Source organism: Deltaproteobacteria bacterium (assembly GCA_016219225.1).
GTDB lineage: Bacteria > Desulfobacterota > RBG-13-43-22 > RBG-13-43-22 > RBG-13-43-22 > RBG-13-43-22.
Genome location: JACRBX010000145.1, coordinates 1 through 12,572, shown reverse-complemented (window position 1 = coordinate 12,572; position 12,572 = coordinate 1). Strand labels below are relative to the sequence as shown.

The 12,572-nt window shown below is 51.5% G+C and carries 10 protein-coding genes and 1 other annotated feature; all 10 genes read left to right on the top strand.

Annotated elements, in window-relative coordinates:
* Positions 1-214: 214 nt before the first annotated feature.
* On the top strand, positions 215-979 hold the full coding sequence (locus HY879_12375; protein MBI5604142.1) for an ABC transporter ATP-binding protein: 765 nt from the start codon (positions 215-217) through the stop codon (positions 977-979).
* Complete coding sequence (locus HY879_12370) at positions 976-1,743, top strand: ABC transporter ATP-binding protein (GenBank protein MBI5604141.1); 768 nt, start codon at positions 976-978, stop codon at positions 1,741-1,743. The genes HY879_12375 and HY879_12370 overlap by 4 nt, the downstream gene beginning before the upstream one ends.
* 46 nt (positions 1,744-1,789) lie before the next feature.
* Positions 1,790-3,604 carry an AMP-binding protein gene (locus HY879_12365; GenBank protein MBI5604140.1) on the top strand — a complete coding sequence of 605 codons (1,815 nt, stop codon included), beginning with the start codon at positions 1,790-1,792 and terminating at the stop codon, positions 3,602-3,604.
* Positions 2,995-3,050, bottom strand: a sequence feature (possible 23S ribosomal RNA but 16S or 23S rRNA prediction is too short). Its footprint overlaps the gene before it by 56 nt.
* A gap of 119 nt (positions 3,605-3,723) precedes the next feature.
* Positions 3,724-4,905, top strand: a complete 1,182-nt coding sequence (locus tag HY879_12360; GenBank protein ID MBI5604139.1) for an ABC transporter substrate-binding protein — start codon at positions 3,724-3,726, stop codon at positions 4,903-4,905.
* A 323-nt stretch (positions 4,906-5,228) separates the two neighbouring features.
* Positions 5,229-5,471 (top strand): ribbon-helix-helix protein, CopG family, encoded by a 243-nt coding sequence (locus HY879_12355; protein ID MBI5604138.1) that lies wholly within the window; start codon positions 5,229-5,231, stop codon positions 5,469-5,471.
* Between the two features lie 2 nt (positions 5,472-5,473).
* Positions 5,474-5,749 carry a type II toxin-antitoxin system RelE/ParE family toxin gene (locus tag HY879_12350; protein ID MBI5604137.1) on the top strand — a complete coding sequence of 92 codons (276 nt, stop codon included), beginning with the start codon at positions 5,474-5,476 and terminating at the stop codon, positions 5,747-5,749.
* Between the two features lie 194 nt (positions 5,750-5,943).
* Positions 5,944-6,960, top strand: coding sequence for a virulence protein RhuM/Fic/DOC family protein (locus HY879_12345; protein MBI5604136.1), 1,017 nt, complete (start codon positions 5,944-5,946; stop codon positions 6,958-6,960).
* Between the two features lie 12 nt (positions 6,961-6,972).
* A complete protein-coding gene (locus tag HY879_12340) occupies positions 6,973-7,320 on the top strand; it encodes a hypothetical protein (protein ID MBI5604135.1) in 348 nt (115 codons plus the stop codon).
* 43 nt (positions 7,321-7,363) lie between these two features.
* A complete protein-coding gene (locus tag HY879_12335) occupies positions 7,364-8,593 on the top strand; it encodes an exonuclease SbcCD subunit D C-terminal domain-containing protein (GenBank protein MBI5604134.1) in 1,230 nt (409 codons plus the stop codon).
* A gap of 11 nt (positions 8,594-8,604) precedes the next feature.
* Entirely contained in the window at positions 8,605-12,276 is a 3,672-nt protein-coding gene (locus HY879_12330; GenBank protein MBI5604133.1) for a chromosome segregation protein SMC, read from the top strand.
* Positions 12,277-12,572 lie beyond the last annotated feature (296 nt).

Here is a 12,572-nt window from a genome sequence, read left to right as displayed (position 1 = left end):
TCTATAAAAAGGACTCTTTTAAGAGGGAAAAGAAGTACCAGAAGGCGGAAAGGCATTAACAGGTTGCTGAAAAAGGCCCATCTACTACGTTGCCCTCATCCCTCGTCATTGCGACGTACTTCTATGTACGCCTCATTCCTCCGGATTTCGGGCGCCTTGTATCTGGACCTTTTTGAGCAACCTGTAAGAAAGGAATTTTCCCACATTTTGTAAGATGGCCTTTTTTAAAGCAGAGAACATTTTCGTCAGTTTCGGAGGGCTTCAGGCCTTGAGCGGGGTCAGTTTTTCCGTCGACCAGGGGGAGATCTTTTCCATCATCGGCCCGAACGGGGCCGGGAAAACCACCATTTTTAATTGTATCAATCGTTTTTATGACCTGGAAAAGGGGTCTTTCTATCTGGAAGACCGTATGATTTCAAAAATCAAACCCCATGGGGTAGCCGACCTGGGGATCGCCCGGACCTTTCAAAATATCGAACTTTTTAAAAACATGACCGTTCTCGATAACCTCATCCTGGGCCGGCATCGCGCCCGCCGCACCAATATTTTCACTGAAACCTTTTTTGTTCAATCCGTCCGGAAGCAGGAAATAGAAAATCGAAAAAAAGCGGAAACCATTATCGACTTTTTAGACCTTGAGGCCTATCGGAATCAGCGGGTCATCAATCTCCCTTACGGCGTCCAAAAAACCGTTGAACTGGGCCGGGCCCTGGCCATGGCGCCCCGGCTCTTGCTTCTGGATGAGCCTTCTTCCGGTCTGAATGTGGAAGAGACCGAAGATCTGTCCTTCTGGTTGAGCGATATCAAAGAAGAGTTGGGGATTACCGTCCTTTTGGTCGAACACAATATGCGATTCGTCCAACAGGTATCGGACAAGGTGCTGGCCCTGGATTTCGGCCAGGTGATCACCCAGGGCCGTCCCAGAGAAGTCCTCAACCACCCGGAGGTGATGAAGGCCTATTTGGGTGAAAAAAAATGACTTTGCTTAAGGTCCGGAACATAGAAACCTATTACGGTCCCATCATGGCCATCAAGGGGGTGTCCTTCGAAGTGGCCGAAGGGTCCATTGTGACCATTTTGGGGGCCAACGGCGCCGGCAAGACCACTATTTTAAAAACCATCTCCGGAGTGATGGACCCGAAAAAAGGGACCATCGAATTTATGGGGCAGCGCATCGATTCCATGGCCCCGGATAAGATCGTCCGGCTGGGGATTTCTCAGGTCCCCGAGGGAAGGGAAGTCTTTCATGATTTGACGGTCAAGGAAAACCTCCTTATGGGGGCTTATCTGAGAAAGGACCGGGAGGACATCAAAAGAGACCTGGATATGGTTTATGCCTATTTCCCGGTTTTAAAAGAACGAACCACTCAATTGGCCGGAGATCTGAGCGGCGGCCAGCAGCAGATGGTCGTTATTGCCCGGGCCTTGATGGCCCGGCCCAAACTCATGCTTCTGGACGAACCTTCTCTGGGACTTTCCCCGCTGTTGGTCAAAGAAATCTACGCCATCATTGTGCGGATCAATAAAGAACAAGGAACGACCATTCTGCTCATTGAACAGAACGCCCCCATGGCCCTTTCGGTGGCCAGCCATGGATTTGTGCTGGAACTGGGCCGGATCGTTATGGACGACACCTGCCAGGCCCTGTTGGCCAATGAAGATGTTAAGGAATTTTATCTGGGTATCAAAGAAGAAGGCATTCGGGGGACAAAACGGTGGAAGAGGAAGAAAAAATGGCGGTAAGTAGTTCGGAGTAAAGAGGTCGGAGTTCGAAGAAAAAGGTTTATAAATGGAAACACAGATACCTCCCGAAGCGAATACGGTACCCCGGTTATTTTGGAAACGGGTCGGCCAGTGGTCCGACCGGACGGCCTTACGGGAAAAGGTCCACGGCCTCTGGCAGGAAATTTCCTGGCGGGAATACGGCCAGAAGGCCAAGATGGCCTCCCTCGGACTGATGGCTCTGGGGCTGGAACCGGGCGACCGTGCGGCCATTATCAGCGAGAACAACCCCGAGTGGCTTTACAGCGATATGGGCATCCTGGCCGCCGGCGGAGTGACCGTAGGCATCTACCCCACCGACTCCACCCACCAGGTCGAATATGTCCTCAACCACAGCGGGGCCCGGTTTTATATCGCCGAGGATGAAGAACAATTAGACAAAGTTTTAGAAATCCGCCATAAAACCCCCGGTCTCCAAAAAATCATCGTCATGGACATGGAAGGGTTGCGGCATTTTTCCGACCCCATGGTCATGAGCTTCACTGAATTATTGGAACTGGGGAAACAATCGGATCAACAGGACCCCGGACTTTTTTTGCAACGCCTCCAGGGTCCCCAGCCCGGGGATCTGGCCATCCTGATATACACCTCCGGCACCACCGGCCCGCCTAAAGGGGCCATGATTTCCCATCAAAACATCCTCAGCACCATGGAGATGCAAAACAGCGTCAATCCGGGGTATGAAAGCGACGAAGTCCTTTCCTTCCTGCCCCTTTGCCATATCGCCCAGCGCATGGTCTCGGCCTTCAACCCTTTACTCGGCGGCTATAAAATAAACTTTGTCGAAGAATTGGACACCATTCCGGAAAATATGCGTGAAGTTTCGCCGACGATTTTTTTTGCCGTTCCCCGCATCTGGGAAAAATTTTATTCCGCACTGGTGCTCACCATGAAGGATTCCACCGGCCTGGAGAAGCTGGCCTTTCGTTTGGCCCTGGCCGTCGGTCAAAAGGTCTCGGACTGCCGGCTTAACGGCTCCGCGCCGCCTCTTTATCTCACTGGGCTGTTCAAACTGGCGGACTGGACGGTAATGAAGAACCTTAAAAAGAGTATCGGCCTCAACCGGGCCAGGTATTGCCTTTCCGGAGCAGCGCCCATCTCTCCCGATTTATTACAATTCTATCACTCCCTGGGTATCGATATCAGAGAAGTCTATGGGCAAACGGAGAATTGCGGCCCCACTTCTATTCATTATGAGAATGATGTCCGGTTCGGCACGGTGGGCAAGCCCCTGCCCCAGGCCCGGATCCGCATCGCCGAAGACGGGGAAATCCTCTTAAAAGGCCCTCATGTCTTTATGGGCTATTATAATGATCCCGAAAAAACTCGAGAGACCATCGTTGACGGCTGGCTCCATACCGGCGACGTGGGCCGCATCGATGAAAACGGACATTTGATCATCACCGACCGGAAAAAAGATATCATCATCACCGCCGGCGGAAAGAATATCACCCCTTCGGAAATCGAAAACCAGCTCAAATTCAGCCCCTACATCAACGATGCGGTAGTCATCGGAGACGGACGCAAATACCTGACGGCCCTGATTATGATCGATGATGAAAACGTCATGAAATTCGCCCAGGACAACCGGGTTCCCTTTACCACCTATGCCAGTCTGACCAAGGCCGGGGAAATCATCGATCTGATTCAAAAGGAATTGGATGAAGTCAATAAAAAATTTGCCCGGGTGGAAACCATTAAAAAATTTAAGCTCATCGATATTCAGCTCACGACCGATGACGAAGAGATCACTCCGACCATGAAACTGAAGCGGAAGTTTATCAATGAAAAGTTCAGGGATGTAATCGAATCCATGTATTAAATCTTATGGGGCTATAGGCAATGGGCAATAGGTAAAACGATATTTCGGTGTTTTCTTCGCCTATAGCCAATAGCCCATAGCCTGTTTTTTTGCAACCTTTTAACCATCAGGAGGGGATTATGAAAAAAGGATTATTGTTCGGGGGTTTGGTTTTATTGTTGGGATTGGGGGTTTCAGGAGCGCTGCTGGCCGAAGAAGGGATGACGGACACCGAGGTTGTCATTGGCTCCCATCAGGATTTAAGCGGCCCCATTGCCGGCTGGGGGACCCAGGTAAAATTGGGATTGGAGATGCGGGCCCGGGAGATCAACGAGGCCGGCGGCATCCACGGCCGAAAAATCCGGCTGGTGATCGAAGACAATGCCTATGATCCGAAAAAGGCCATCATGGTGACCAATAAAATGATCAGCCGGGACCATGTATTCGCCTTTGTCGGCAATATGGGATCGCCGACGGCCGGGGCCTCCAAACCGATCATTTCCGGGAAGAAGATCCCCCAGATGTTCCCGTTGACGGCCGCTTCCCTGTTTTTCGATCCCTATGACCGGTACAGCTTTGGCGGGTGGGTTCCCTATTATGATCAGGCCCGGTGCGCCATCAAATATTTTGTGGAAAAAAAGGGGTATACTAAAATCGGCCTCCTGTACCAGGATGATGAAATGGGGGCCATCATGAAAAAAGGGATGGAGGATCAGCTGGCGGTTCACAAGCTAAAACCGATAGCCGAGGAATCCTATAAACGGGGGGATACGGTATTCAGCACACAGATCGCCAAGCTCAAAAAGGCCGATGTTCAGCTTGTGGTTCTGGCAACGGTCATCCGTGAAACGGTCGGGGCCTTGAAAGAGATCAAGCAACTCAACTGGAAGGTGGAGGCAGTCGGGCTGACTCCTGCTTATACCCATACGGTCATTGATCTGTGCCTTAAGGCGGGCTTCTCTCCTAACGGGTTTTATGCCACGGGTCAAACCCCTTATGTCTATCCGGAAAGCCCCATCGCCTCCATTCGGACCTTTTGTAAGAAACACAAGGAATGGTTCGGTAAAGAACCTGACATTCCCACATCCGCCGGTTACACCGCGCTGGACTTTTTTGCCAAGGTGGCTGCCAAGGTGGGTAAGAACCTGACCCGGGAAAAATGGATCGATGCCGCCGAACATTATGGTGTGTATAAAGATGAAAATTTTGGCGGTGTAGATGTTCGTTTTACACCCACCAACCATCAAGGGGCCTTTGAGGCCATCCTGACCCAGGTTCAGAATGATAAATTCGTCAAAATAGCCGATGTCAGTTATCGATAGGTTACATCCGGAAATGATATTTTCGGAAAAAAATCAGCGATCAGCTTTCCGCCTTCCGAAAATTTAGGAAAAACGACCTTAGGCTGATAGCCGTCTGCTGACGGCTGTTCGCTCCATCCGATAATAGCGGCAAAGGAAGGGTTTCCGCAAAACCAAGGGGAACCCTTCCCCTACCCGGACTCCATCCGGCCTCGGCTGCAAAAGGTCTAAAGTCCCCGTGAACATCTAATCTTGCTTTCCATACGCTGAAATTTTATTCTTGACAAGAAAAGACAAAAGATTATTAAATGATTACAAATATTACATTGTTTACGGAGATTACTATGGCGAAGACATCGTTGATATCTGTTAGAATGCCGGAACGTTTGGCCGAACGATTAGAAAATCTGGCCAAAGCAACGGACCGATCCAAGTCTTACCTGGCCTCAATGGCCATAGAAGAATTTATTGCCGTTCAAGAGTGGCAAGTTCAAGCTATTCGTGAAGGGATTGCCGAAGCGGAAGCCGGAAAATTAGTCGGTCACGAAAAGGCGTTAAAGGAACTGAAAAAATGGAGTAAAAGGTAGACATGCTTCTTGAGTGGACCCTAAAAGCAATAGGCGATCTTCGAGAAGCAGGCCAATATATTGCCGAAGACAATCCTGAAGCTGCAGAAAAAATGGCTAAACGGGTCCAGGAAGCGGTCGAATATCTTTTAAAACATCCGAATATGGGAAGACCGGGCAGGCTGCACAACACAAGAGAACTGGTAATTTCCGGGACCCCATTTTTAGTGGTTTATTGGGTACGTGGAAATGCGGTTCAGATATTACGGGTCTTGCACCATTCAAGGAAGTGGCCTTGACCATCCCCCTCTTCTTTATTCCTTTCTGAAAAAAAAGATATCGTAAAGATTCTCCATGTTATTGACCAGAAAATTGACCTTAACACAGCTAATAAATCAGCCCTGCAAGACCTCTTCAAAACCATGTTGAATAAACTGATGGCAGGTGAGATTCGGGTGAAGGACCTGGATATCGATATATCCGAGGTAAGCGCATGAAAGAAGAACCCAGAGGTGAGATTGTTATCTATCGGGCAAAAGGGGGCAAGACTGCCTTAGAGGTTAGGCTCGAAGGTGAGACAGTATGGCTTTCCCAGAAAATGATGTCGGATCTATTCCAAAAATCGGTTCCAACGATAAATGAGCATATAAAAAATATTTATGCTGAAGCCGAGCTAAAACAAAAATCAACTATTCGGAAATACCGAATAGTTCGAAAAGAAGGTAAGCGCGACGTTGAGCGGGATGTTGACTTTTATAACCTCGACGTCATCATCTCTGTCGGCTACCGAATCAAGTCTCAGCGCGGCACCCAGTTCCGCATCTGGGCTTCCCAGGTCCTGAAAGATCATATCCTAATGGGTTATTCCATCAACGAAAAGCGGCTGCGGGAACAGAACGCCCGCCTCCTTGAATTACAGAAGACCGTTGGCTTGTTGCAGCGGGTCATGGAAGGCCGGGAGCTGGCCCGCGATGAAGCCACGGGGCTTCTCCAGGTGATCACGGATTACTCCTATGCCTTATCGCTTCTGGATCAGTACGATCACCAGCAGTTACAAATCAGACATACCACGAAAAAAATTCCTTTTGCCCTGACCTATGAAGCGGCGCGGAGAGCCATCGACAAACTTGGAGAGGAGTCGGGAAAAAAAGGACAATCCGTGGCATTATTCGGACGGGAAAAGGATCAATCGTTCAAAAGTTCCCTGGGCGCCATCTACCAGACCTTTGGAGGAAAAGAAGTCTATCCCAGCGTCGAAGAGAAGGCGGCCCACCTACTCTATTTCGTGATCAAGAATCACTCGTTTATCGACGGCAACAAGCGTATAGGGGCTTTCCTGTTTATCTGGTTTCTGGATGCCGGCGGCATTCTGTACGCCGAAGACGGCCGCAAGCGAATAGGCGACAATGCTCTCGTGGCACTGACCCTTATGATTGCGGAGAGCCTGCCCGAAGATATGGACATTATCACCAAGGTCATCGTGAACTTGATCAACAGGGACAACACGTGAGAAGGCGAAATCATGACGCCGACATTAGGCACTGAAAAACCTACCGTCCAGGACCCGATTGTCAAGTATGCGGGAGAAATCGGCTGGAATGTCGTCTCCCAGAAGGACGCCCTTTCCCTGAGAAAAGGGGAAAGCGGGCCGCTGTTCTACCGAGTCCTCGAAGAAAAGCTCTTGGACCTGAACCGGGGATTGGTGAATCTGGAAAATGTGTCTGACATCATTCACCGCATGGAAGCCGTCCGGAACAATATCGAGGGGAATGCGGAAATCCTGTCCTGGCTAGGGGGGAAGCAGGTCATTTACGATGAAAACGAAAAGCGACGCCGCAACATAACCATCGATAGGTTTATAGTGCCATAAACATGGTAGGATCCAAAGGCAACATCATGCGGAAAGCGAATTCATGAAGCTCATCCACACCTCCGACTGGCACCTTGGCCGCGCCCTGTATGGCCGCAAGCGATATGAAGAATACGAAGCCTTTCTTGACTGGCTGGCGGCGCTCATCGAGAGCGAAGACATCGACGTGCTCCTGGTAGCCGGGGATGTGTTTGACAACAGCACGCCCAGCAACTATGCCCAGGAGTTGTATTACCGTTTTCTTTGCCGTGTGGCCGCCTCGCCCAGACGCCATGTTGTGGTCACGGCGGGAAATCACGACTCGCCCTCTTTTTTGAACGCCCCCCGGGAGCTCCTGAAATTTCTCAACGTCCACGTCGTGGGGTGCGCATCCGCGTCACCCGGAGATGAGGTAGTCGTGATTACCGGACCGGATCAGGCGCCCCTGCTGATCGTCTGCGCCATCCCCTATCTCCGGGACCGTGACATCCGCACCGCCGCGGCGGGAGAGAGCCTGGAGGACAAGGAACGAAAAATTATCGACGGGATCAGAACGCATTACCGGATGGTTTATGAAGCGGCTGAAGAAAAACACTCCGCGTTGAAAAAAACCGTTCCTATTGTCGCCATGGGACATCTCTATACGGCAGGCGGTCAGACGGTTGACGGCGATGGGGTGCGTGAACTGTATATCGGCTCTCTCCTGAAGGTCGGAACGGATGTGTTTCCTGAAACCATTGATTACCTTGCCCTGGGGCATCTTCATATCCCCCAGACCGTGGGCGGGTCGGATTTCATCCGCTATTCCGGTTCGCCTCTGCCAATCGGCTTCGGGGAAGCCGGACAGGAAAAGAGCCTGGTTCTTGCTGAATTTTCGGACAGGTCGCCCAAGGTGGCCAAAATTTCCGTCCCCCGGTTCCAGGAACTGAAGACCCTGCGGGGGGATTGGCAAACCATTGCCCGGGACATCGATGTACTGAAGTCCGGAGGGAGCAACGCCTGGCTGGAGGTCCTCTATGAAGGAGACGTGATCGCCGGTGATTTACGCTCGCGCCTGGATGAGGCCGTCCAGGGGAGCGGCCTGGAGATCCTTCGCGTCAAGAACAATCGGGTATTGGAACGTGCCATAAGCGGCATGGGTGCAGGCGAAACACTCGATGATCTCGACGTGACGGACGTTTTCCATCGCTGCCTCGAATCGCATGAGATCCTTGAAGACCAACGACCGGCTCTTTTGGATTCCTATCGGGAAATCATGGTCGCCATCAACGAGCAAGATTCGATGTTGGAGTAGGAGAAAACGGCATGAGGATACTCGGTGTTCGATTCAAGAACCTGAATTCGCTGGTGGGCGAATGGCAGGTCGATTTTACCCACCCGGATTATTCGTCTGAAGGACTATTCGCCATTACCGGTCCCACCGGAGCGGGGAAGACGACCATCATGGACGCCATCTGCCTTGGGCTTTATGGAAGAACGCCCCGGCTGGACAAGGTTACAAAAAACAGCAACGAGATCATGTCGCGCCAGACCGGTGAATGTTTTGCGGAGGTGACCTTCGAAACCCAGAAGGGACGTTATCGTTGCCACTGGAGCCAGCACCGCGCCCGCAGGCGGCCGGACTGCGAGCTGCAGCAGGCAAAGCATGAAATAGCAGATGCCGATTCCGAAACGGTCCTGGAATCAAAGATAAACCAGGTCGGCGAATTCATCGAGAAGGCCACGGGTATGAATTTCGATCGCTTTACGCGTTCGATGCTACTTGCTCAGGGGGGATTCGCGGTATTTCTCCAGGCCCCTCCCAATGAGCGGGCACCCATTCTTGAGCAGATTACCGGTACAGAAATCTACAGCCGGATCTCCATGAAAGTTCACGAGCGCCGCACGGAAGAGAACAACAGACTTGAGATGTTGCAGGTCGAACTGAAAGGGCTCCAGGTCTTGAGTGAAGACGAGGAGAAGGGTTTGCAGACCGGTCTGATAGAAAAGCAGCAGCAGGAAACCGAACTTTCCGGGAAACTGAAGGAAACGGGAAAGGCCCTGTCCTGGATCGAGGGGATGGTTGCCCTGGAGAAAGAACTGGGAGAACTGGAAAAGAAACAGCAGGATTTCGAGCAGCGCTGTCAGGCCTTTGCCCCGGAATCCAAAAAGCTGAAAAAATCCCAAAAGGCCCTCGGGCTGGAAGGCGATTACCAAGGGATAAAAGCTTTACGTAAATTGCAGGAAAGCGAGATAAAGGAACTCCATGGCACCGTCACCTTGCTGCCTGAAAAGGAAAAGGCCGGCGGAGAGGCGTTCGCTTCAAAGCAGACCGCAGAGACTTTGCTGGATAAGTCGCGAGCCAGGCAGATGTCGGAAGGGGATGTGATCAAAAAGGTACGTGACCTCGATGTCCGGCTGGAGGAGCAAAAAAAACAGCTTGCCGAGAAGGACAGGGCCATCGGAGAAATCGAGAAACAGGGGGAAGCCTACAGAAGCGTTGTTAAAAGGGGTGAAGGGGGTCTGAAGAAGACCCAGGCCGTCCTTGAAGGTATCGATGAATACCGGACGAAACACGCCGCCGATGCCGCGTTGGTGACAAACCTCGGCGCCATTGAGAGGAGATTTGCTTTGCTTCGGGAGGTTGAGGCAAAGCGTGTAAAGGCTTGGGATAAACTTTCCGCGACCGCCGGGAAAAAGGAAACCGCCCTTACGGACTATGCGAAGCGAGAAGCCGCTCACAAGAAATTCCACCGGGCGTTTGAAAAAATTCAGAACGATCTCAAGGGCCTGACGGATGAAATCACAACCATCCTCCAGGGACGCGATATCGGCCGGTGGCGCAGTGAAGCGGATGCCCTTAAAGACCGGGAGCGTCTTTTGATTAAGACAAGTGAAACCCTTGAACGGATAAACCGGACATCCGAAGCGCTGAACAGCCTGAAAACCAATTGGGAAGCATTAAAGGCCGGCAGCGCCAGGATCATTGAGGAGATCAAATCCTGCACCGATCAAAAAACCATTCTGGAAAAAGAGTTGATCTCCTGGGAAACGCAGGTGTCGCTCCTCAGCCGTATCCGCGACCTCGAGGAAGAAAGGAAACGTCTTGAGGACGGCCAACCCTGCCCGCTGTGTGGCGCTACCGGGCACCCCTATGCCGAGGGGAATGTACCGGTCCTGAACGAAGCCGAGGCGGGGCTTCAGAAAACGAAGGATGAATTCAAAAAGGCGTCTCATCATCTGAACAAGTTGGAGGCCGATCGGGTGAAGACGGCAGGGGAAATCCAGTATACCGAAAAAGAACTGGCGGAAAAACAGGCGGCGCTGGAGGCTGATGAAAAACAGTGGGCCGACGTCCTATTGAGGCTAAGAATAGAAGTTACCCAAGATGAGCGGGAAGAGAAAATTCGCGAAGAGATTGCCGCCGTGCAGGCGAAGACTGCCGAAACAACGGGTATTGTCGCCCTGATTGAAGAGAAAGGTCGCCAGGAAAAGCTGACGCAGACGGCCCTGGAAAAAACAAGGAAGACCTTTGACGAAGCAGGAAAGGCCTTACTGGAGGCCAGATACAACCTGGAGACGGCCGGTCGTGATCACGAACGACTGAACAAAGATTGCGCCCTTCTGGCGGAAGAAACTGAGAAGGCCCAGACTGCCGCCTTGGCAGATGTTGAATCTTTCGGGATCAGCCGAATTTCCCTGGATAGCCTTGACGCCTTATGGCAAGACCTGACCGGGCGCAAAGATACCTGGCAGGCGAAAGAGGCCGGAAAAACCCATCAGGAGAAACAGATCCATGAACTGAAAGCGGGGATTGAGAAGCATCAGGCCCTGCTGCACAGCCTGGAAGAAGACCTGGCGGCAAGACGCAGGGATCGTGACGGTCTGAAAGGGGAGTATGCATCTCTGGTCTTTTCCCGCCGGGATCTATTCGGCGAAAAGAACGCCGACCATGAGGAAAAGAGGCTGGCGGAAGAGGTGGACAAGGCGGGCAAGGTCCTTTCAAATGCCCGCGAAGACTACGGGAAAATTGAAAAAGAAATCAGCGCTCTGAAAGAGAAAATCGCTTCCTTGCAAGGGAAAACGGACCATCGGGCTACGGAACTGGCACAGGCCGAACAGCGATGGTGGGAGCGGATCAAAAGGACAGGATTCGAGGACGAGGCGGAATATTTGTCGTCACGTTTGAGTGAAGAAGAACGGGAAATCCTCGTTGAAAAAGAAAGATCCCTGGTCAAGGGAAAAACAGAACTTGATACCCGTCGGAAGGACCGATCGGAGGCCCTGGCTGCGGAACGCAATAAAAATTTGACGGAAGAATCCGCTGAAACGCTGAAGGAAAACATCCGCGCCGGTGACGCCGATCTGAAACAGATTATGGTTGATATTGGAGGAATCAGTAAGATCTTGAGTGAAGATAAAAAACAAAGGGAGGAACAGAAAGAGCGTATAAAAACCATTGACGCGCAGAAAAAAGAATGTTCAAGATGGGATAACCTGCATCAACTCATCGGTTCCGCCGACGGCAAGAAATTCCGGAATTTTGCCCAGGGGCTGACCTTCGAGATGATGACCTCCCATGCCAACCGGCAGCTCCGGAAGATGACGGATCGCTATCTCCTCATCCGCGACACCGTCCAACCCCTGGAATTGAATGTCATCGACAACTACCAGGCGGGCGAGATCCGTTCCACCAAGAATCTCTCCGGCGGGGAAAGCTTTATCGTAAGCCTTGCTTTGGCGCTCGGCCTTTCTCAGATGGCCAGCCGGAATGTCCGGGTTGACTCCCTCTTTCTTGATGAGGGATTCGGCACCCTTGACGAAGACGCCATGGAAACGGCACTGGAGACACTGGCAGGACTGCGGCAGGACGGCAAGCTTATCGGCGTTATATCCCATGTCACGGCACTCAAGGAACGTATCGGCGTCCAGATACAGGTAACCCCTGAGACAGGCGGACGCAGCAGCCTGTCTGGCCCAGGATGCCGGAGGATTTGACTGGACTGATCCTATGGGGTCAAGTTGGGGATAGAAGACAAAAGGTAACTAATTGATAATATAAATATATTGTGGCGGAAGTGCATGGGAATCGAACCCACCTGCCGCCCTCTTCAGACGGCACACCGGATTTGAAGTTTTGCGCCGCTTCCCTTAATCTCGTAACTATCTGAAATTACATTGTACATTAAAGGGCTATTTGGATTAATTGTTTCTAAATAGCCCTGTTTTACTATGAAACCCCGCACGAAGCCCCGCACAAAAAAGCGCCAAAAGTCATTTGTTTTCTTCCGGTT